The 21,559-nt window shown below is 64.9% G+C and carries 19 protein-coding genes and 1 pseudogene; 7 read left to right on the forward strand and 13 right to left on the reverse strand.

The window, feature by feature from the left end; genetic code table 11:
- Positions 1-123 precede the first annotated feature (123 nt).
- Together hpnN and HV744_RS22895 are read left to right on the forward strand one after the other, a co-directional pair.
- Positions 124-2,739, forward strand: coding sequence for a hopanoid transporter HpnN (gene hpnN / locus HV744_RS22890; protein WP_175151676.1), 2,616 nt, complete (start codon positions 124-126; stop codon positions 2,737-2,739).
- Between the two features lie 2 nt (positions 2,740-2,741).
- The gene (locus HV744_RS22895; protein ID WP_175151677.1) at positions 2,742-3,758 is read left to right on the forward strand and encodes an MlaA family lipoprotein; all 1,017 of its coding nucleotides are present in this window, start codon (positions 2,742-2,744) and stop codon (positions 3,756-3,758) included.
- A 158-nt stretch (positions 3,759-3,916) separates the two neighbouring features.
- Here HV744_RS22895 and HV744_RS22900 read toward each other — a convergent pair whose 3' ends face one another.
- The 7 genes from HV744_RS22900 to HV744_RS22930 all read right to left on the reverse strand — a co-directional run bounded on the left by HV744_RS22900 (position 3,917) and on the right by HV744_RS22930 (position 11,042).
- On the reverse strand, positions 3,917-4,651 hold the full coding sequence (locus tag HV744_RS22900) for a phosphorylase (RefSeq protein WP_175151678.1): 735 nt from the start codon (positions 4,649-4,651) through the stop codon (positions 3,917-3,919).
- A gap of 3 nt (positions 4,652-4,654) precedes the next feature.
- On the reverse strand, positions 4,655-6,700 hold the full coding sequence (shc, locus tag HV744_RS22905; RefSeq protein WP_175151679.1) for a squalene--hopene cyclase: 2,046 nt from the start codon (positions 6,698-6,700) through the stop codon (positions 4,655-4,657).
- Positions 6,697-7,965, reverse strand: a complete 1,269-nt coding sequence (gene hpnE / locus HV744_RS22910; RefSeq protein WP_175151680.1) for a hydroxysqualene dehydroxylase HpnE — start codon at positions 7,963-7,965, stop codon at positions 6,697-6,699. Before hpnE ends, shc begins: the two co-directional genes overlap by 4 nt.
- Positions 7,966-7,969: 4 nt before the next feature.
- Positions 7,970-8,818, reverse strand: a complete 849-nt coding sequence (gene hpnD / locus HV744_RS22915; protein WP_175151681.1) for a presqualene diphosphate synthase HpnD — start codon at positions 8,816-8,818, stop codon at positions 7,970-7,972.
- A 304-nt stretch (positions 8,819-9,122) separates the two neighbouring features.
- Positions 9,123-10,061 (reverse strand): sensor domain-containing diguanylate cyclase, encoded by a 939-nt coding sequence (locus HV744_RS22920; protein WP_175151682.1) that lies wholly within the window; start codon positions 10,059-10,061, stop codon positions 9,123-9,125.
- Positions 10,058-10,681 (reverse strand): chemotaxis protein CheC, encoded by a 624-nt coding sequence (locus HV744_RS22925; RefSeq protein ID WP_175151683.1) that lies wholly within the window; start codon positions 10,679-10,681, stop codon positions 10,058-10,060. Before HV744_RS22925 ends, HV744_RS22920 begins: the two co-directional genes overlap by 4 nt.
- Positions 10,674-11,042, reverse strand: coding sequence for a response regulator (locus HV744_RS22930; RefSeq protein ID WP_175151684.1), 369 nt, complete (start codon positions 11,040-11,042; stop codon positions 10,674-10,676). Before HV744_RS22930 ends, HV744_RS22925 begins: the two co-directional genes overlap by 8 nt.
- Positions 11,043-11,730: 688 nt before the next feature.
- Here HV744_RS22930 and HV744_RS22935 point away from each other — a divergent pair.
- Together HV744_RS22935 and HV744_RS22940 are read left to right on the forward strand one after the other, a co-directional pair.
- The gene (locus HV744_RS22935; RefSeq protein WP_175151685.1) at positions 11,731-14,022 is read left to right on the forward strand and encodes a hybrid sensor histidine kinase/response regulator; all 2,292 of its coding nucleotides are present in this window, start codon (positions 11,731-11,733) and stop codon (positions 14,020-14,022) included.
- Between the two features lie 234 nt (positions 14,023-14,256).
- On the forward strand, positions 14,257-15,291 hold the full coding sequence (locus tag HV744_RS22940; RefSeq protein WP_175151686.1) for a hypothetical protein: 1,035 nt from the start codon (positions 14,257-14,259) through the stop codon (positions 15,289-15,291).
- 90 nt (positions 15,292-15,381) lie between these two features.
- On the opposite strand, the gene HV744_RS22945 is transcribed toward HV744_RS22940, so the two are convergent.
- Entirely contained in the window at positions 15,382-15,936 is a 555-nt protein-coding gene (locus tag HV744_RS22945; protein WP_175151687.1) for an NADPH-dependent FMN reductase, read from the reverse strand.
- Between the two features lie 642 nt (positions 15,937-16,578).
- Complete coding sequence (locus tag HV744_RS38045; RefSeq protein ID WP_257030615.1) at positions 16,579-16,710, reverse strand: hypothetical protein; 132 nt, start codon at positions 16,708-16,710, stop codon at positions 16,579-16,581.
- 448 nt (positions 16,711-17,158) lie between these two features.
- Between HV744_RS38045 and HV744_RS22950 the strand changes: the two genes are divergently transcribed.
- Both HV744_RS22950 and HV744_RS22955 read left to right on the forward strand, forming a co-directional pair.
- The gene (locus HV744_RS22950) at positions 17,159-17,767 is read left to right on the forward strand and encodes an RNA polymerase factor sigma-70 (RefSeq protein WP_175151688.1); all 609 of its coding nucleotides are present in this window, start codon (positions 17,159-17,161) and stop codon (positions 17,765-17,767) included.
- Positions 17,754-17,957 carry a zf-HC2 domain-containing protein gene (locus HV744_RS22955; RefSeq protein ID WP_175151689.1) on the forward strand — a complete coding sequence of 68 codons (204 nt, stop codon included), beginning with the start codon at positions 17,754-17,756 and terminating at the stop codon, positions 17,955-17,957. Before HV744_RS22950 ends, HV744_RS22955 begins: the two co-directional genes overlap by 14 nt.
- 50 nt (positions 17,958-18,007) lie before the next feature.
- Here the strand turns inward: HV744_RS22955 and HV744_RS22960 are convergent, their stop codons facing one another.
- The 3 genes and pseudogenes from HV744_RS22960 to HV744_RS22970 all read right to left on the reverse strand — a co-directional run.
- Positions 18,008-18,253: a hypothetical protein gene (locus tag HV744_RS22960; RefSeq protein ID WP_175151588.1), complete on the reverse strand. Its 246-nt coding sequence runs from the start codon at positions 18,251-18,253 to the stop codon at positions 18,008-18,010.
- Positions 18,192-18,482 (reverse strand): DUF1272 domain-containing protein, encoded by a 291-nt coding sequence (locus HV744_RS22965; protein ID WP_175151690.1) that lies wholly within the window; start codon positions 18,480-18,482, stop codon positions 18,192-18,194. The genes HV744_RS22960 and HV744_RS22965 overlap by 62 nt, the downstream gene beginning before the upstream one ends.
- Before the next feature lie 112 nt (positions 18,483-18,594).
- Positions 18,595-19,347: pseudogene (locus HV744_RS22970) on the reverse strand (GntP family permease); the annotation flags it as partial.
- Between the two features lie 278 nt (positions 19,348-19,625).
- Here HV744_RS22970 and HV744_RS22975 point away from each other — a divergent pair.
- Positions 19,626-20,609, forward strand: a complete 984-nt coding sequence (locus HV744_RS22975) for a sulfonate ABC transporter substrate-binding protein (protein WP_175151691.1) — start codon at positions 19,626-19,628, stop codon at positions 20,607-20,609.
- 66 nt (positions 20,610-20,675) lie between these two features.
- Here the strand turns inward: HV744_RS22975 and arsC are convergent, their stop codons facing one another.
- Positions 20,676-21,035 carry an arsenate reductase (glutaredoxin) gene (arsC, locus tag HV744_RS22980; protein WP_175151692.1) on the reverse strand — a complete coding sequence of 120 codons (360 nt, stop codon included), beginning with the start codon at positions 21,033-21,035 and terminating at the stop codon, positions 20,676-20,678.
- Between the last annotated feature and the right edge of the window lie 524 nt (positions 21,036-21,559).

The raw sequence follows: 21,559 nt of genomic DNA on the forward strand, positions 1-21,559 counted from the left end.
CCGCCCCTGAAAGCCCCTTCGTGAGCCGCACTTGCTATCGAAGTCGGGTTGGAGTGCTCCGGCTCTGTATACTTGTGCACTTTCGTCAAAAACAACATCCGTGATAAGGCTACGTTCGCCTACATGCTGAAGTCATCTATTGTCCGTCTCGTCGCCTATTCGGTGCGTCATCCGCGCAGGATCATCGCACTGTCGCTCGTGCTCGCCGTTTTGAGCAGCTTCTATGTCGTGTTTAACTTCAAGATCAACACGGACATCAGCCGTCTCATCGAGACTGACAAGCAATGGTCGAAGTTCGAAGACGCGATGAGCCAGGCCTTTCCGGATCGCGGTCAAACCGTGCTGGTGGTGGTCGAAGCGCGCGCGCCTGAATTCGCCGACGCCGCTGCCAATGCGCTGACCGCCGCGCTCAAGGCCGATCCGAAGGAGTTCGTCGCGGTGTCGCAGCCCGCCGGCGGCCCGTTCTTCGAACACAACGGCCTTCTGTTTCCGTCGACCGACGAGGTGATGTCGACCACCTCGCAGCTCGTCCAGTCGCGCCCGCTCGTCAACACCCTCGCCCACGATCCGAGCCTGACCGGCCTCGCCGGCACGCTGACCACGACCCTGCTGCTGCCGCTGCAACTCGGCCAGGTGAAGCTCGCCGACATGAGCCATCTGCTATCGCAAAGCGCGAACACGCTCGACCGCGTGCTGGCCGGACAGCCAGCGGCGTTCTCGTGGCGCGCGCTGGTCGACAAGAGCGTCGCGACCGATCCGGCGCGCGCGTTCGTGATCGTGCAGCCGGTCGTCAACTACGACGCGTTGGAACCGGGCGCCACCGCGTCCAAAGCAATCCGCGACACCGCCGCGGCGCTGCACCTCGACTCACGCTATGGCGCGACGATCCGTTTGACCGGCGAACAGCCGCTCGCCGACGAAGAGTTCGCCTCGGTCCAGGACGGCGCGGTGCTCAACGGCATCGGCACGTTCATCGTCGTGCTGGTCATTCTGTGGCTGGCGCTGCGTTCGGGCCGCATGATCGCCGCCGTGTTCATCACGCTGTTCGTCGGTCTCGCGATCACCGCCGCGCTCGGCCTGATGATGGTAGGCGCGCTCAACATGATTTCGGTCGCGTTCATGGTGCTGTTCATCGGGCTCGGGGTCGATTTCGGCGTGCAGTTCGGCGTCAAATACCGAGAGGAGCGCAACCGCGACAACCGCCTCTCCGCCGCGCTGATGCATACGGCGCACAGCATCGGCGTGCCGCTGACCCTCGCGGCAGTCGCAGTCGCGCTGAGCTTCTTCTCGTTCCTGCCGACCGCCTACCGGGGCGTGTCGGAGCTGGGCCAGATCGCCGGCGTCGGCATGTTCATCGCGTACCTGACCAACATGACGCTGCTGCCGGCCCTGCTCAAAGCCTTCAATCCGCCGGGCGAAGCCGGTTCGCCAGGCTTCAAGCAGCTCGCGCCCGTCGACGATTTCCTCGATCACCACCGCAAGCCGGTGCTGATCGGCACGCTGATCGTCGTGATCGGGGCGGCGCCGTTGCTCACGCATCTGCGGTTCGACTTCAACCCGCTGCACCTGAAAGACCCGCATACGGAATCGATGGCGACGCTGCTGTCGCTGAAGGATTCGCCGGAAGCTGCGGTCAACAACGTGAATGCGCTCGCGCCGTCGCTCGCTGCGGCCGAGCTGATGGCCGCGCGTTTGCGCGCGCTGCCGGAAGTGGGCCGCGTCACCACGCTGAACACGTTCATTCCAACCGAGCAGCAGCAAAAGATGATGCTGCTCGCGAGCGCCGCGCAGCAGTTGTTGCCCGCGTTGCAGCAGCAGCCCGCGCAGCAGGCCACTGACGCGGTGCGCGTCGCCGCGCTCAAGCGCGCGTCGAACCAGTTGTCGCTCGCCGCCGACGATCATCCGGGCCCAGGCGCCGCCGAAGCCAGGCATCTGTCGGCGACGCTGCAAAAGCTGGCCGACGCGAACGCCGCCACGCGCGAGCGTGCCGAGACCGCGATGTCCGACACGCTGCGCATCGCGTTGAAGCAGTTGGAGAACCTGCTGCAACCAACCGAGATCACGCGCGAGAACCTGCCCAAACCCATCTCCGCCGCCTGGGTGTCGAAGGACGGCCGCGCGCTTGTCGACATCGCGCCGAAGATCCAACCCGGCGCCGATCCGAACGACGACGCGGTGCTCGCCCGTTTCGCCCACGCGGTGAAGAAGGCGGAGCCGGGCGCGATCGGCGGGCCGATTTCGATCCTGCATTCGGCCGACACGATCATCAAGGCGTTCCTGCAAGCCGCCGCCTACGCGCTGCTGTCGATTGCGATCCTGCTGTGGATCGCGCTGCGGCGGATCAGCGACGTGCTGCGCACGCTGGTACCGCTGCTGGTCTCGGCGCTCGTGACGCTGGAATTGTGCGTGGTGTTCGGCATGCCGCTGAACTTTGCGAATATCATCGCGTTGCCGCTGATGCTCGGCGTCGGCGTGGCATTCAAGATCTATTTCGTGATGGCCTGGCGCAACGGCCAGACCGGCCTGTTGCAGTCGAGCTTGACGCACGCCGTACTGTTCAGCGCGGCGACCACGGCGACGGCGTTTGGCAGTCTCTGGCTATCGCACCATCCTGGGACGTCCAGCATGGGACGACTGCTGGCGCTTTCGCTGTTTTGCACGCTGATCGGCGCGGTGGTGTTTCAACCGGTGCTCATGGGCAAGCCGCGCCAACGTCGCGCGAAGCATAAAGGAAAATAAGCATGAAGCTGCGTAACACTGCGCTGGCGCTCGTCGCTACGGGGTTGATCTCCGGTTGCGCGACCGGTCCCGACCGCAAGCCCGGCGACCCGTTCGAACCGATGAACCGGGTCGTGTTCAATTTCAACGACGGGGTGGACCGCTACGTCGCGGCGCCGGTTGCCAAGGGCTATCAGAAGGTGACGCCGCAGCCGTTGCGCACCGCTGTCAGCAACTTCTTCTCGAACCTCGGCGATCTGAACAACGCCGCGAACGCGCTGTTGCAACTGAAGTTCACCGACGCGACGGAAGACATCATGCGATTCGCGTTGAACTCGGTCTTCGGCCTGGGCGGGCTGCTCGACTGGGCAACGCCGGCCGGTCTGCCCAAGCACCACCAGGACTTCGGCCTGACGCTGGGACACTGGGGCATTCCGTCGGGCCCGTTTCTGGTCCTGCCGCTGTTCGGGCCGAGCACCGTGCGTGACAGCATGGGCCTTATCGTGGATGTGAAGTTCAACCCGTTGAACTACATTGAACCAGCGGTGCGCAATCCGCTGTACATACTGCAGTTCGTGAGCGTGCGTTCCGACCTGCTGGGCGCAACCGATTTGCTGCAGCAGGCCGCGCTGGACAAATACTCGTTCGTGCGTGACGCGTACACGCAGCAACGCCGCGCGCGTCTGCGCGGCACGAGCGACAACACCGCGCCGCCGCCGAACTACGAGGACCAGGACGATTCGGGCGGGACGGCTCCTGCGGCTCCCGCTACGGGCGCTCCGGCGGCCGGTGGCTTGCCGAACTACGCAGACCCGGGCGACGCCGCCGAAGCCCCGAAGGCGGCCTCTGGAGCAGCTACGGGCGCGCCGGCAGGCGTACCCGACTACACCGATCCAGGCGACACCCCGGCCAGCGGCGCGGCGGGCGCCATGCCGGCCGCGCCGCCGGCCACAGCACCCGCAGCCGCGTCAGGCACACCGGCGCCTCAGACCGCACCGGCCGACGACAAGCAGCCGGCTGCGGCACCGGTCGTGCAATAGGGATTCGGAGAAGGTGCGCAAGGCATGGGAATGCGCCGCGGGACGCCCAGAACGGGCGTCCCGTGAGGACGGGCTACAAGCTGGCGGGAATGAACAGAACCGGCAGTACAACTACGGCGCGCAAAGGCGCGATACACGCCGCGCCGTGGCCTAAACCGTCAAACGACAGCAGCCATCCGCAAAGCCCCAGCCTCGGCCATCGCCTGCCGCGCCTGCACCAGCGAAGTCCGCGCGGCGCGGGCGTCGACGGCAACCTGAATCAGCGCGCCGAGCTGCGACGGCTGCCGCAGCAACTCCCGCAGAATCGGCCCGAGAGCCGTGCTGCCGTCGTCGCGCAGGCCGGCAGTGGCAGCCGAAGGCAGCGTGCGCCATGCCGGATCGACAATCGCCCGGCACACGGCGAACGGCAGCCCGTGCGCGGCGGCCGTTGCGCCGGCGATGTGCGACTCCATATCCACCGCCAACGCGCCGGTCGAGCGATGCAACGCACGCTTGTCGTCAGCCGTCACCAAAGGCGCGGTGACCGCCGCCATCAGACCGCGTTGCAGACGCGTCGCGAGCGGCGCTGCCGCCATCGCGGCGGCGAGCCTGTCGGCCCAACGCCGGTCGGTCTCGACGCGCCCAAACGGCCCTTCGACGGCGTCCGCGACGATCAGCGAGCCCGGCTCCAGAGCCGGCGCCAAACCGCCCGCCGTGCCGAAACTGACGATGCCCGAGCAGCCGCGCGCAACCGCCGCGCTCAACGCGCGTTCGAGCAGATCGGCGCGCGCCGCGTACACCACCTCGACGCCCTCACCGCGCGCGATCCGCGCTTCGAACGCCATGCCCGTCACCACGATCACCGGCAAGCTGCTGCGGCCGGCATCGGCTGACGGCGTTGTCGAAAGCGGCATCCGTTACATCCCGACCGCGACGCGCGTGAGTCCGTTGCGCTTCAGATGGCGGAAGCGCGCCAACGCCCACAGCGGGAAGAACTTGCGATAGCCGTGGTAACGCAGATAGAACACGCGCGGGAACCCGGTCGCGGTGAAGCGCGTTTCGTCCCACAGACCATGCTCGCGCTGCTCGTTCTGCAAATAATCGATACCGCGCGCGACGGCTTCGTGATTGACCTCGCCCGCCGCCATCAGGCCCATCAGCGCCCACGCGGTCTGCGACGCCGTGCTCGGTGCGCGCTCGTAACCGCGGTAGTCGAGCTTGTAGCTCTCGCCGCCCTCGCCCCAGCCGCCATCCGGATTCTGGATCGACAGCAGCCATTGCGCGGCGCGCTTGATGCGCGGGTCGTCGTGCGGCATGCCGGCGGCGTTCAGCGAACACAGCGCGGTCCACGTGCCGTAGATGTAGTTCAGACCCCAGCGGCCGTACCAGCTGCCATCCGACTCCTGCTCCTGCAGCATGTAGTCGAACGCGCGTTGCGCCGGCTCGCTGCCTTGCGGCAATTCACCGAGTTGCGCGAGCATCGACAGACAGCGGCCCGACACGTCCGCAGTCGGCGGATCGAGCAACGCACCGTGATCGGAGAACGGAATGTTGTTCAGGTAGTACTGGGTGTTTTCCGGTTCGAACGCACCCCAGCCGCCATCGCTGCTCTGCATGCCGACCACCCATTCGCGCGCGCGCGCAATGGCTTCGCGATCGACAGTGGATTGCGTGAGCTTCGCCGAGCGATCCATCGCCATCACGACCACCGCCGTATCGTCGACGTCCGGGTAGTGCGCGTTGTTGTACTGGAACGCCCAGCCGCCAGGCCGCACATTCGGCCGGCGCGAGATCCAGTCGCCACGCACGTCGAGAATCTGCAACGGACGCAGCCACGCGAGCCCGCGTTCGGCCGCCTGCTCGGCATGCGCTTCGCCGGTTTCGAGCAGCGCGTGCGCGGCGAGCGACGTGTCCCATACCGGCGACAGACACGGCTGGCAATATGCTTCGTCATCCTTGATAACGAGCAGCTTGTCGATCGACTCGCGCGCGATCGCGCGAGTCGGATGATCGGCCGGATAGCCGAGCACGTCGTACATCATCACCGAGTTGGCCATCGCGGGGAAAATCGCGCCGAGGCCGTCTTCGCCGTTCAGCCGCTCGTCGACGAAGGCCACCGCCGCGCGCACCGCGCGCTCGCGCGTGACTTTCGGGAGCAGGCCGTCGACCGCGCGCAGCACCGCGTCCACGCTGCGGAAAAAGCTGAACCAGCCGGCATGCTGATGCGGTGCGCGGTGATTCATGCCGGTGTTGACCGGCGCGCCGCGGAACAGCTCGTCGATCCGCACACGGCGCGGGTTGCGCGCGAGCGGCCGCTTCGCGTTGAGCACCAGCAGCGGCACGATCACGGTACGCGCCCAGTACGACACCTTCGACAGATGGAACGGGAACCACATCGGCAACAGCATGATCTCGACGGGCATCATCGGCACGGCGCGCCACGACACCACGCCGAACAGCGCGAGCAGAATCCGCGTGAAGACGTTCACGTTCTCCGCGCCGCCGTGGGCCAGAATCGCCTCGCGTGCGCGGACCATGTGTTCGGCATCCGCCGGGTCGCCGATCATCTTCAGCGCGAAGTACGCCTTCACACTGGCGCTGACGTCGAGCGCGCCGTCGGTGAACAGCGGCCAGCCGCCGTTCGGCAACTGGATGCGGCGCAGATAGCGCGCGATCTTCTGCTCCAGCTCGAGGTTCGGCGTTTCGCCGAGATAGTGAACCAGCAGCACGTATTCGGCGGGAATCGTCGCGTCGGCTTCGAGTTCATAGACCCAGTGGCCATCCGGCTTTTGCGCGGCGAGAATCGCATCGGTCGCGCGCGTGATCGCGGCGTCCAGCGACGCGGCCGGCGCTTGCGTGTCGGCGGCGGACGCTTGCGTCTCGACGACCGGCGCGTCGAGCGGCGCGTCGGCGAGTTCGGGCAGGACCGCGTCCAGCGGCTGGGCTTGAGATAAGTCGTTCATCGGCGTTCCATCGGTTCATTCAGCAACGTATCCGCGGCCTTCTGGCCGGAGCGGATCGCGCCTTCAATCGTCGCGGGCAGGCCGGTGGCCGTCCAGTCGCCCGCGAGCATCAGGTTGTTCCAGCGAGTGCGCGTGCCCGGACGCAGCGTTTCCTGGTCCGGCAGCGCGGCAAACGTCGCGCATTTTTCCATCATGACCTGCCAGGCCGGCATCGGCGCGGCGGGAAGATTGGCGGCCTGAGCCACTTCAGCCCAGACGGTGCCCGCGAGTGCTTCGTGCGGCATGTCGAGCAGACGCTCGGCCGCGTTGACCGTCACCGACAAGCGCTCGTCGAACGCGAACAGCCATTCGGCCGTCGAGTTGAGCAGGCCGGTGACCGGCGGCACACCGAACGGTGGCTCGACCGCAAAATGCACGTTGGCGGTCGCCGCGAAGCGAGTCGGCGCCCGCAGACCCGGCACGAGGGTCGGCGCGATCTCCGGCGGCAGCGCGAGAATCACCGCCTGGTTCGCTTCGAGCGTGACGCTTTCGTCGACGAAATTCAGCACCTGCACGCGGCCGCCGTTGGCTGCCAGGACGATTTCCCGCAGCCGCGAACCCAGCCTGATCGTCGCGCCGCCGTGTTGCAGCAAGCGCAACGCCGGATCGACGAACGCACTGCCGAGACCGTTGCGCGCCACCAGCGGCCGGCAGGCGAGGCCGCCGGCCAGCAAGGTCTCGCGCACCATTGCGCCGGTCAGTTCCGCCGATGCTTCGCGCGGCTCGAGGTTCAGCATCGCGTGAAACAGCGGCCTCAGCAGGCGCTCCCACAGCGGGCCGTCGCAGCGCATCGTTTGCGCGACGCTGCGCCCCGGTTTGGCGAACAGCAGCGGCACGAGCGCCAGATAGTCGCCCGGACCGGTGTTCGGCACGCGCGCGTTCGGATCGAAAATCCACCACGGCAGCGCGCCCGGCGACATCCGCACGGTCCAGCGCGCCCGCGTGGCCAGATCCACGAATGGATACTCGGGCTGCGGCGGGCCGGTCAGTTCGTCGGCGGCGCCGATCGCCCGCATGTAGTTCAGCGTTGCGGCATTGCCCGACAGCACCATGTGATTGCCGCTGTCGACGGTCGCGCCCAGCTTGGAGTCGTAGTACGAACGGCAGCGGCCGCCGGCCTGGGCAGCCGCTTCATGCAGGACGACTTGCGCGCCGCGCCGCTGCAGCTGCACTGCGGCGGCCAGGCCGGCGAGGCCCGCACCGACCACATGTACGAGCTTTGGCATCAGCTCAGAAGAGCGCGTAACGCGCGACGATCCACAGCATGCGCAGCTTCGGCTTGCTGACTTTCGTGCGCGGAATGTCGAAGCCGCGCTCCAGCGTGCGTTCGAACAGCAGGCCATAGACGCCCGACATGATGCGCGGCGCCTTCACCTGATTGCGCGGCTCGCGATCCATGATCGCATCGGACGCGGCGAAGTGTTCCCGCGCGCGCTCGGCGAGCGCGGCGCAGACGCGCGGCAGCGACGGATCGTCGGCGATCTGCAGCGGGTTGGTCACCGCGATGCCTTCGCGCGCCAGCAATTCGTGCGGCAGGTAGCAGCGGTTGATGTCGGCGTCATCGTCGATATCGCGCAGGATGTTGGTCAGTTGCAGCGCGCGGCCCAGATGATGCGCGAGCAGACGGCCGGGCTCGTCCTGCATCCCGAATATCCTCACCGACAGCCGGCCCGCCGCGCTGGCTACGCGGTCGCAGTAGAGGTCGAGCGTGGCTTCGTCGGGTGCGCAGATGTCGGCGGCGGCGTCCATTGCCATGCCGTCGATCATTGCGTGAAAATCTTCGCGTTGCAGATGAAACGTGTGAATGTGCCGCGTCAGCGCGCGCAACGACGTGCGCGGCGCGCCGGCATAGCACGCGTCGATGTCGGCGCGCCAGCGCTCGAGCGCGGCGGCGCGTTCGGCGCGCGGCATGTCGCTGTCGGCGATGTCGTCGACGGCGCGGCAGAACGCATAGACCTGATACATCGCATCGCGCTGCGCAGCCGGCAGGATGCGCATGGCGAGATAGAACGAGCTGCCGGACGTGGCGGCAGCGGCGTCGATTTCTTTATCGTCCACGACAAGATTGGAAACAGCCAAGACGATCTCCGCTGGAGGCGCCCGCTGAAAGGCGTTGAATGAGGTTTGATGCCTACCCGCAGGGCAGAGGGTCCGCGCGCGCGGACACGCGCGAAACACCCGGCAGGGATGCCGGAACGGCGAAAAGTATATCAACGTTTGCGAGACGCCGCAGTTTCGCCGGTAAATTAGGGGCAGGAAGGGAGCCCCGGCTGCGCGGCGAAGCGGCGCTGGCCACGCGCGGTGCGCCGCGCGGGAACGAAACGCCGCGTGCCGGCGCAGAAACGCCGCCGCTCCCGCGCCGTGCGCGATACGCCGCGTCCCGTCAGCCAAACGAGACCGAGCGGTTGCGTCCTTGCCGCTTCGCGCTATACAGCGCCGCATCGGCCTCGTTGATCAGCACGTCATAGGTCGGCACGCCCGCGCGCGCCGCCGCGCCGCCGACGCTCGCCGTCACCGGCACGCCCGTGCCCAGCACTTCGACCGGCGTATCGGCGATCACGCAGCGAATCTTGTCCGCAACGCGCATCGCGTCGTCGAGCGGCGTGCAGGGCAGCAGCAACGCGAACTCCTCGCCGCCGAAACGCCCGAACGTGTCCTGCGCCCGCACCACCTCGGCGACGCGTTGCGCCATCGCGCGCAGCACCGTATCGCCGACGCCGTGGCCGAACTGGTCGTTGATTTTCTTGAAGTGATCGAGATCGAACAGCAGCATCGACATGTCGCCGCCGTAACGCTGCCAGCGCGTGAATTCGTCACGCAGACGCGCTTCGAAGAAACGGCGGTTGGCGATGCCCGTCAGACCGTCGCGGTCCGCGTACTCCTGGAGCTTGGCGACCGCCTCTTCACGCTCGCGCTGCACGATGCTCACATGCGTGACATCCGAGATCGTCACGCACACGGCGACCACTTCACGATCGCGCGTGAGCGGCATGAACGTGCAGTCCTGCTGCATGAAATCGACCCCGCCGGTGATCGGGCGGTCATGATCGAACCTGAACAGATACGGCCGCTGTTCCCACGAACTGAACGCAAAGCTGCCGAGCTGAAACACGCTTTCGATCTTGCGCGACAACCACACGCGCGGCAGTTCCGGAAAGTGCGTGAACAACGACTTGCCGACCACCTGTTCCGGCGACAAACCGCTGTGATCCTGCATGAAGCGGTTCCACATGAGCACGTTCATCTCGCGGTCGAGCACGAAGATGCCGAAGCCGACACGCTCGACCACCAGATCGCTCAACGAATCGACGGACGCATTCATAGGCTGGACAACAACGCGTCGAGCGCTCCGTTCATATGGCGAATCGACTCCTCGGCCATCAGCATCACGAGGTGCGCGCGGAAGCTGTGATCCTCGAGCGCGAAATTCACTTCGACCAGCAGCGCGACTTGCCGCTGCAGCACGCCGGGCTGGAATACCTCGTCGAGCGTCATTGCTTCGCCGAGCAGACCGGGCGCGGAAAACACCGGCGTGCGGCCGAACTGATCGAGAATCGACGACACGCACGCGCCCGTCAGCACGTTCGCGACGTCGAACACCAGTTCCCTCTGACTCACCGCCTCATAGCTCGAGCGCGCGTACGGATCGCTGACGAGCGAGCACAACTGCGCGATGCAGTCGCTGCGGCAGATCACCAGCGCCTCGCCCTTGATGTCGGAGCGAAAGCCCTGGCGCACCGCGCTCACCGTGTCCTCGATCCCGGTCATCTGCCGCAGCGCCTGCGCCGCGTCGCTGACCGCCACCATCTTCACGCGCGGCACGGACAATTCGATAAACGCATCGAGCAGCCGCGCAAGGCGCGTCGCGGCTTGGCCCATCGCCAGATTGGCGACCTCTTGCAGCGCGTCGCGCTGGTCTTCGGTGAGGACTGGCTCAGACATACAACCCGTACTCCTTGAGGATGGGCAGTACCGCCTGGGGCGTCACGGGCTTGGCGATGAACGCGGCGGCGCCGAGCGCGCGCACGCGCGCCTGGGCCATCGGCTGAACATCGGCGGAGACGACGATCACGAAGGTGTTCAGATCCTCATGCTGCAACGCTTCCAGCACCTGGTAGCCGGTCATGTCCGGCATCGTCAGGTCGAGGAACATCACCGACGCCTTGCCTTCGCGATACAGACCGAGCGCTTCGCGCCCGTTCGATGCGTAGGACACGTCGACATCCCAGTCCGGCGGCAATGACTTGGTGAGCACCTTGCGGGCAAGCAACGAATCATCGGCGATCACAATAGGCAAAGGCATGGGCGGGTCGGAAAACGTGTTTAGCTATTACGCATTAACGGCGCATAGAGGCGGTTTCTTTAGCGCGAGGTCTGTCGACCGGCGGCAAAGTGCGGTGAAGCCTGCTGAAGCGCAGGTTGCGTGCGAGCGGGGAGCGAGCGCGGCGACGCGTGTCTGGCGGATCTGGTCCGCCTGCATGACTGCGAGCGCGCACCGTGGACGACGGCTATGACCGGCATGTTCGAAGCCTACCCCGTAGATCAATCTGCGCGGCTTCATGGATCAGGATGGTCCCTTTGCCGCGCGTGGTTCCGCGAATGCCTCGACTCGCGCACGGTATGCACGGTCTGGCTGCCCTCGCGGCAAATGCGTCCGAACATGGCAGACGAATTTTTATTCGTGGCATGGATTTTCGAAGCAAAACTGCGCAAAGGCAACTCTCCGGATTGGCATTCGTCAACGATATTTTTCCGTTCAGGCCTATTTATAAAAATGTTTGGATAGATCAAGAACGTTTTCTTTTATATTTATACTTTTGTATACGTTTGCGCTTTTCGATTCATCGCTGTTTAAAGAACAGACGAATAGGGTATGGTCAGCGCCGGCCCGTTAGTCAACGGTAACTTCTACCGCCGCTCTGTGTCTATGCTTCTCCTATGAAGCCGACTCCCAGGCCTCCTGGTCCCGAACGACTTTGGCATTATCGACAATGACACCAGACCGGTTCGACCCGCCTCGCGCGAGCCGCCTTTCCCGCCGTTCCGCCAACCGGCCGGACGAGGCGTCGTTCCCCGCTGTACCGGAACAGAATTTTCACGTGCGGCGCATCACGCTGATCGCGCTGCTGGTCGTGGCGATCGTGCTGCCATGCGTCTATGTCGCGGCGATGGCGCTCACCGATCTGCGCATGCGCGAGGCCGACGCCACCGATATGACGCTGCGCACGGTGCGGGTGGCGGAAGAGCACGCGCTGAAAGTGTTCGACATGAACGAGACGCTCGACGCGCGCATCATCGATCTGACCGAGGGTCTGGACGACGACGGCATCCGCGCCCGCGAAGCCGAGATTCACGACAAGCTCCGCACGATGGGCGGCGGCTATCCGCAAGTGGCCGCCGTGTCGATCTTCGGGCGCGAGGGGGTGCTGCTCGCCAGCAGCCGCTACTACCCGTCGCCGACGCGGTCGATCGGTACGCGCGACGACTTCGTCGGCATTCGCGGCGGCAACGAGCTCGAACACGTGTCGAAGGTGATGACCGGGCACGTTGCCGGCGAACAGGTGTTCAACATGGGCGTGGAGCGGCGCGCCGCCGACGGCTCGTTCGCCGGGGTGGTCTCGGTGGCGCTGCGGCCCAGCTATTTCGATGCGTTCTACCGCGAACTGCTCGGCGGCAGCGACAGCACGCCGATGATCATGAGCCTGGTCCGCACGGACGGTGCGGTGCTCGCGCATTATCCGCGCACCCCGCGCGAGGCGGCCGCCATGGCGCCGGATTCGCCGTTTGCCGAAGCGGTCGCACAGGGGCGACGGGCCGGGGTCGTGCGCATGCGCTCGAACGTCGACGCTGACAATCTGATCCTCGCGTTCCGGCATGTCGGTTCATATCCCGTGTACGTGCTGTGCGGCTATCGCACGTCAGCGATCTGGGCCGCGTGGTATCGGCACCTGGCCGTTCTGATCCTGTCGATGTTCACGCCGTCGATCGCGCTGTGGTGCGTGATCTGGCTGTCGCTGCGGCGGCTCGGCGCGGAAGAGGAGGCGTGGCAGCGCTGGCAGGCCGAAGCGTCGATGCGCCGTTCGATCGAATCCGCGTATCGCCAGTCGCGCAAGATGGAGGCGCTCGGCACGCTGGTCGGCAGCGTCGCGCACGATTTCAACAACCTGCTGATGATCCTCTCGGCCAACGTGCAGATCGTGCGGCGGCGCAGCGTGGCCGGGCTCGATCGCGAACTGTCGGCGATGGAGCGGGCGCTCAAGAGCGGCCAGTCGCTCACCCGGCAATTGCTCGGCGTCGCGCGCAAGCAGCCGTTGCGCACCGAGACGCTGTCGCTCGAACGCTGGTTGCCGACGTGCCGCGAGTTGCTGCGCGCGTCGCTCGGCGCGAAGGTTTCGCTGGTGATCGATCCCGGCGTCGAGACCTGGCCGATGCGCGTCGACGTCGCCGAGTTCGAACTGGCGCTGATCAACCTTGCCGTGAACGCGCGCGACGCGATGGCCAATGGCGGGCGCTTTACGGTGCGCGCCACCAACATCGTGTTCCGCCACGAGGACGGTTTTCCGCTGACCGGCGACTTCGTGCAACTGTCGCTCGAAGATACCGGCGTCGGCATGGCGCCCGATGTGCTGGCACGCGCTTTTGAACCGCTTTTCACGACCAAGCCGAAAGGCACGGGCACCGGCCTCGGCTTGCCGCAGGTTTTTGCGTTCTGCGAGAGTTCGGGCGGGCTCGCCGCGATCGACAGCGCGGTCGGCGCGGGCACCTCGGTGCGCCTCTATCTGCCGCGCGCCGCGGCCGAGCCTGAAACCGCCGGGCCGGCGGAGGCGACCACCGAACAGAGCGCCGCGCCGCAGGGGCTGCGCATCCTGCTGGTCGAGGACAACGAGGAAGTGGCCGCCGGCACCGAAGCGCTGCTGCAGATGATGGGCCACCAGGTCACGTGCGTCTTCAACGCCGATACGGCGCTGCGTCTGTTCGACGATGCGCACGCCCGGCGGGCACGCACCGGCGAGCCGCTGCCGTTCGATCTGGTGCTGTCGGACATTCATATGCCCGGCGCGATGAACGGCATCGATCTGGCCGAGGCGGTTCTGGCCTTCGACACCAAACTGCCGGTGATCCTCGTCACCGGCTACGCGGAAGAACTCGACCGCGCGCGGCGCGTGGACGTGCGGGTGCTCTCCAAACCCTTCGATATCGGCTTGCTGGAAAAACTGCTCGAAACGATCCAGCGCGACCTCGCGCAAACCGGCACCGACCCGGCGACGCATCCGGCGGACTAAAGCTCGCGCCGGTGGCCGCGAATGGGCGTGAGCGCCATTTACCAACCGTTGTAAAAGCGCGGCGGCGGCCCGCCGCGCTTTTACGTGGCCGATCTCGCATCGGCAGGCGTGACAGGGCGCGAGAGCGCGCGGGCACCTGGCTCGCACCCGGCATGATCGTTGCAGCGCAAACGGGGAAGGAGGGCGGGGCGCTCCAGCGTCGCCCGTGCCGCCTCAATATGTCGGGAGACAGCCATGCAACATACCGTGATTGGTTTATTCGACACCTATACGCAAGCGGAAAGCGCCCGCGACACGCTCGTGCGGACCGGCTTCGCACGCGAAGCCATCGAGTTGCAGGCGAACCCGGGACCGTCGGTCGGCTCGGCAACCGATGAAGTCGCCAGCGCGGGCGTGCTGGCGAATATCGAGCGCTTTCTGTCGAGTCTGTTCACCACTGGCGCGCGCGCGGCCGAGACCGCGCGCTACACCGAAGCCGTGCGGCGCGGCGCCGTGCTGGTGTGCGTCAACGCAGCGAGCGAGTCGCATGCGGAACTCGCCCGCAATACGCTGGCGAAGTTAGGGGCCACGGACATCGGCGAACGCTTGCCCGACTGGGATACGCAAACGGCAAACCGACGCGAGCATTCGATACTCGATGAACTCGGCATCGGCGCGGTAATGCCGGGCTCGCCGCACACGGCGAGCGTGACGACGCCCGGCGTAGCGAAGCACGGGATGACCTCGCCGGGCGCCACCACCCGGGCGGCCACCACGGCCGATCCGCAGTACGCGGTGCCGCCCGGAAGCACCGACGCCGAGCCGTTCGTGCCGCCGCCGCTCAATGAGCGGCCCAAGGTCGATCCGGTCAACGAGCCGGTGACGGACCCGTTGGTCGGCGATGTGGGGCGCAGCGCGATCGCCGCCGGCTCGATGCCGGGCTCAGGCGCGGTGATGCAGCCGTCGGAAGTCGTCTCCGAAACGGGGCAGCCGACCGCGGGCCTGGGCGGCCAGATGCCGAACGAGTATCTGGAATACGAAGAAGACTTTCGCTCGCACTACGACGAGCAATACGCGGCCGAGAACGCACGATATGAAGACTACGTGCCGGCGTATCGCTATGGCGCGGAGATCGGCAAGGACGCGCGTTTCCGCGACCGTCCGTGGGACGACATCGAACCGGAAGCGCGACGCCATTGGGAAACCACTTCGCCGGACAGCACGTGGGAACGTTTCAAGCTTGCCGTGCGTCATGGCTGGGAACGGGTGACGGGGCATCACCACATATAAACGGGGGAGTTGCGGCGACGGCCGTCGAAGCGATGACGGCCGCCGCCTCACGCTCAGCGGTCTGATCCGCGAGCTATGGCAAGACTGCGCTCAGGCGGTGGCGTGCCGTTTGACCCATACGACGTAACGGTCGACGAAAGTCTGCAGGAACTTGCGCGTGCGGTCGTTCACGATTTCGCCTTTTTCGTTGATCACCGCCGGGTCGTGCCTGATGAACACCTCAGGCTGGCCCAAGGTCGCGACGTCGAGATAGGCCAGCACGTTGCGCAGATGCTGCTGCGCCAGCGCCGTGCCGGTCGCGCCGGGCGACGTGCCGATCACCGCGGCGGGTTTGTTGGCCCACGAATTCGTGCCCCACGGGCGCGAACCCCAGTCGAGCGCGTTCTTCAGCACGCCGGGCATCGAGCGGTTGTATTCGGGGGTGACGAACAGCAGGCCGTCGGCGGCTTCGATGCGCTGCTTCAGCTGCTTGCCGGCTTCGGGATAGTCCGCGTCGTAGTCCTGGCTGTACAGCGGCAACGAGCCGATGTCGATGAATTCGAAGGTGAAGTCGGACGGCGCGAGTGAAATTACCGCGTGCGCCATCTGACGGTTGAACGAGTCCCGGCGCAGGCTGCCGACGACGACTGCAATGTGATGGGCCATGGTTCGCTTCCTTGATGTGGGCGCTCGACGCGCAACAGGGTACGAACCGTCCATCATAGGCAAAAGCCGCGCGAGTGGGGACGGCGGGCGGCCAAATCCCGGCGTCTGGTTGTTCTCGTTGCCGTGGGACAGGCGGCGCGCGGCGTGCCCGGTGGATAACCTCGCGGCCCGCAAAGTTATCCACAGAAACGCTGAATAACCTTGTGGATAACTGGTACTTTTGCCTTGTCAATCAAGCCTGCTTTCGGTCTAGGACGATTTGAGGCAAATGTGTGTTGCCGGGGTGTCCGACCGGGTGCAACCCGGGGCAGCGGGAAAAAATGACCGCTGATGCGGCGACGTGCAGTTGCGTCGTTGGACCGCTGGCTGGTGGACCGCTGGTTGAATCGCTGGTTTGCGTGAGGGACGGCGCGAAGCGCGCAGGAGAATTGCAAGCTGCTGACCCACCGTAACACGTTGGCACGGCGAGGATTTGACGCATTTGCGCGCGGGTGCGGCTGTTGCGTCGGACTGCGGTAGTGGCGTGTGACGTGCTTGAATGCAAAGAAGGGCGCCGTTCAGTTTTCGGCGCCCTTCTTTTTGTCTTCGAGAAACCTGCTCATCGACGAGTCTGCGCCGGACACGGCCGTGCCCATCAGCCGATTAGTTGCCGAAGAACACGTTGCAGTACGATGCCGGGCCGTTGCACTGCGCCGGAGCGGCAGCGTGAGCTGCGCCGGAAGCGGCTGCAAACAGGGCGACGGAAGCGATCAGGGCGGAAAGAATGCGTTTCATGGTGCTACTCCTCTTCGGCGTTTGGTTCGCGATCGGGTGCGATCGATGGACGAAGAATAACGATTCAGTGTTCGCCCACAAACACCGAAGACGGGAAGACATTTTTTCAATCAGTGAAATAATCGAAACGAACGTCTGACTGGGACGGGGGGCTGATCTGGCAGCCTGTCTGCCGCATAAGTGAGCGCGCGCCACGCACACCACCGACTTCGATTTCAATTTTCGCAATAATGTGTTTCTGTTGTCATAACCGCCTGCGCAGCGCGACCAAGCTCATCGGTCAACCTTTGCTGGCGGTCATATGTTCAACACCAATTCGCTTATGCCGGGACGTGCGGGAGAATGGCGCACATATCCAAAGACCGCGCGAGGACAACCACCCGCTCATGAACGACAACGTCCCAGCAGAACACGCGCGGCAATCGCGGGCGCGCCGACGGAGCATGCGATGGCGCAAATAAGCGGCCCGGCGCTCGACGATCCCGTTTATCTGGCGCAATTGCGGCGCGACCTCGTGCGCTTCGCCCGCTTGCAGTTGCGCGATGCCGCAGCCGCTGAAGACGCCGTGCAGGAAGCCCTGACCGCCGCGTGGACGCAAGCCGACCGGTTCGCCGCGCAGTCGGAACACAAGACCTGGGTGTTCGGCATCTTGCGGCACAAGCTCGTCGACACCTTGCGAGCCCGGCAACGCACGGTCAACCTGTCGGCGCTCGAAGCCGAACTCGACGGCGAGGCGTTGCTCGATCGCGAACTGTTCAAGGACAACGGCCACTGGTCACGCGACGCCAAGCCGCGCCCATGGCCAACGCCTGAAACCGCACTGTGCCGGCAGCAGTTCTGGACCTTGTTCGAGATGTGCCTTGAACATCTACCCGAACACATCGGGCGCGTTTTCATGATGCGCGAGTTCCTCGATCTCGATACCGAGGCCATTTGCACCGAACTGCAGATCAACGCCAATCACTGCAGCGTACTGATCTACCGCGCGCGGCTGCGCTTGCGCACTTGCCTGAGCGAAAAAGGCCTATCCAGCGAGGATGCGAATGGGGAAGTGTAAGAACATCACGCGCCTGTTGTCCGACGCGCTGGACCGCTCGCTGACGACCGGCGAATGGGTCGCGATACGGCTGCATCTGCCGACCTGCAGCGGCTGTCGTAACTATCGCAAACAGATTCGTTTGCTGCGCGTCGCGGCGCGTGCGGCGAGTGGAATTGCGACGCCGGGCGCGGTGGATAGAGAGAAGTGAAACCAGGCGCGAGCGCTTGACGTGTGCGGCGGCGTATCAAGCGCGCATGGTCATGGGTGGATGCCGACGCGGCATTTCAAGCGTGCCGACGCGCGCGCATAGCGCAGCGCATGCGCGCCGGGGGAGAGTTCATCCGCAAGCACGTCCTCCCGATAACAATCGAAAAAGCGCGCGTGCAACGCTTTATCAATCGAGCCAACATGCGCGCAGCGCTTCTGCACCGTCACGCCTGGATTAACGCTCGCCAGCCGGCGTGTCCCGATAGCGCTCGAAAAACCGCGCGTGCGAAGCTTCATCGAGCGCGCCGACATGCGCTTGCGTACGCGCCGGATGCTTCTCGAGCTGCGCCCGCGTGCGAATCGGCCGATGCTGGAAATTGCCACCGCAGTTCGGACACACATTGCGCAACCTGCTGAGCGCACAGACCTCGCAGAAGGTGCATTCGTAGGTGCAAATCATCGCGTCGGACGCATTCGGCGGCAGTGACTTGCCGCATCCTTCACAGGTCGGTCTCAGTTCGAGCATGGCGGTAGCTCCGCTTTTCAAGGGCGCGACGCGCCGAGTGCGCGTCGCTTGCCGGCAAGTGTAAGCGGCCCTCGCCGCCAGGAAAAGACAGAGCCCGGTCTCAAATCCTGAACGTCTCGGGCTGAAGCAATAGCTTCGCGACCGTGCGGCCGAGCATCAGCACGACGGGCAACAGAATCGTGACGAGCGAGATAGCGAAGCTCGGCGGCTCGGCGGTGGTTTGATGCGCGGTGAAGATCTGGCCCATCTCTTCCGGCTCGGCCACGTGCATCCGTTTGGACAGCCAGATGCCATAGAGCGGCCCCGCGAGAATCACCGCCGGAATCGCGACGATCAAACCGAGGCCGAGCGTCAGACCAAGGTCGGCATGCAGCGCGCTCACCGCGATCAGCGGACCCGGATGCGGCGGCAGCAGCGCGTGCAGCGTGGTCATGCCGGCCAGCGCGGGAATCGCGATGCGCAGGATCGGCTGCTGCGAGCGGCGCGCCATCACGAAGATGATCGGCACCATCATCACGAGGCCGACTTCGAAGAAGAGCGGCAAGCCGATGATCAGCGCGACCGCGGCCATCATCCACGGCAGTGTGCGTGGCGTGGAGTGCTTGAGAATGGTCGACACGAGCCGGTCGGCGGCGCCTGATTCGGCCATCAGCGCACCGAGCATCGCCCCCAGCGCAATGATGATGCCGACGTCGCCGAGCAAGGCACCCGCACCTTTGCTGAATGCGCTGGCGACCGCTTCGAGCGGCAGGCCGGCGGCAAAACCCGCCGCGAACGAGCCGACCAGAATTGACAGAAACGGCGCGAGCTTCGGCACGCAGATGAAAACGATGACGAGTGCGAGCCCAAGCGCACACGACAGAATGAGTTGAGTGTCGTGGGATGCCCACGGCGTGAGTGTTGTTGTAGATTCACGGTGTCCCTTTCAATCGAATGACACAACCGCGCGCGGTCTTGCGCGAGTGACAAATTGTAGCGGGCGATCGCGGCTCAACGCAGCGACGCCAGCGGGTCACGGCCGCGGGCGCTTCGCCCGCTCGAGTGATTTGCTTATGCGAATTTATCGGTTCGTCCAGGCTTGTAGACGAATTATCGTCGGAGCCAATCGGTCCGTTTTGCGCCCGTCTCTTAACGAGCACTTCCATGTCCCGTCATCCTCTGCTCACGCGCCGCGCGTTCCTTGCCGGCGTGGGCGCTTCGCTGGCCGCCGCCACGTTGCCCGTCATTTCCAGGTCCGCGGTCGCCGGTGATGCGCACGCGAAAGTATTTCGCATCGGTTATCAGAAAGCCGCCAGTACGCTGGTGTTGCTGAAGTCACACGGCACGCTCGAAAAGCGGCTCGCGCCGCTCGGCATCTCCGTCAAGTGGACCGAGTTTCCGGCTGGGCCGCAATTGCTCGAAGGGCTGAATGTCGGCGCGATCGACTTCGGCTATGTCGGCGAGGCGCCGCCGGTGTTCGCGCAGGCCGCCGGCGCAAACTTCGTCTACACCGCCTATGAAATTCCGACGCCACACGCCGAAGGCATCCTCGTGCATCAGGATGCGCCGATCAAAACATTGTCCGATTTGAAAGGCAAGAAAATCGCGCTGAACAAAGGCTCGGACGTGCACTGGTTTCTGGTCGCCGCGTTGCAGAAGAACGGCGTGAAGTACAGCGAGATTCAGCCCGTCTACCTGCCACCCGCCGATGCACGCGCGGCCTTTGAACGAGGCGCCATTGACGCATGGGCAATCTGGGATCCGTTCCTCGAAGCGGCGAAGCGGCAGTCGAACGCGCGCTTACTCGCGGATGCCGAGGGCATCGTGAATCATCATCAGTTTTGCCTGAGCGCGCGACAATTCGCGCAGCAAAACGGCGAGGTGCTCGCAATCATGATGGACGAAGTCGGCAAGGAGGGGACGTGGGTGCGAGGTCACTATGGCGAGGCCGCCGCGCAGCTTGCGCCCATTCAGGGGCTCGACGCGAGCGTGATCGAAGCGGGCTTGCGGCACTATGCGCATATCTACAAGCCCGTTGATGCGAGCGTACTTGCGGAGCAGCAACGTATCGCGGACACGTTCAGCGAACTCCGCATCATTCCGACGAAGATCGTTACGAAGGATGCGGCGCTGCCGGGCAAGGCCTAGTTTTTTGGTGACTGAGCTTTTAGTGTTTGGGCTTGTTGAGTCACGCGAATCGTTTGGTTTCGACGCTCAGGCGAATAGCGCGGCAACGTTTTCGGGCGGGCGGCCGATCACTGCTCGCCCGTTTCGCACGACGATCGGCCGTTGCAGGAGGATAGGGTGCTTTGTCAATGCTTCGTATAACTTAGCGTCGGTCAGTGTGGCGTCCGCGAGTTGGAGTTCTTTGTATTCGGCTTCCGTGTTGCGGATCATCTCGCGGACTGGACAGCCTAGTTGAGCGTTGAGTTGTTTGAGTTGGGTGACGGTGAGCGGCTGTTTCAGGTATTCGACTATTTCCGTTGCTTCGTTGGCGCTGTTGTAGGTACGGGTGATGAGCTCGCATGTGGCGCGCGATTTGGAGCAGCGGGGGTTGTGATAGATGGTGATCATGGGTGTCGGGTTGGTGGTTAGGTGTGTCTGTCGCGGAGGGATTTCTCGTCCGGATTTTAGCGGGTAGAGGAGAGCGTGGCGGCACTTCGCGGTGGTGATTTGCCTGTTCGGACGATGAGGAGGTCGCGGGGAGAGTGGCACCTGGTGGCGGAGGAGAATTCACGTTCGGTGGGGGCGACGGATTCTTCGCTTTGGATTGCGGAGTAGGTCAGCGAGAAATTTTCTTTTCGCGATATTGCTGTTTTTGCGTTTTTACGCGATGACAGTGGGCGCGCATGGCGGTGATGCGTGTTGGTCCGTTGTTGTGATTTGGAGTGAAGGGGGGAGCAGGCAATAGGGCAAGCAGGGACAAGGGGCGGCTACCTGCCGTGACGGCGATTGGCGGGTCAGCCCACTTTATGCGCATAAACCGTATTGAACAAAACCGCTGACGCGGTATGGCGGTTGGCCGACGTCCCCGTCATGGCCGGCGCGGCGGACATTCCTTTCCGGGTGCGACGATGACAGTGCAATTCACCGCACCT

The organism is Paraburkholderia ultramafica, assembly GCF_902859915.1.
In the GTDB taxonomy this organism is placed as follows: domain Bacteria; phylum Pseudomonadota; class Gammaproteobacteria; order Burkholderiales; family Burkholderiaceae; genus Paraburkholderia; species Paraburkholderia ultramafica.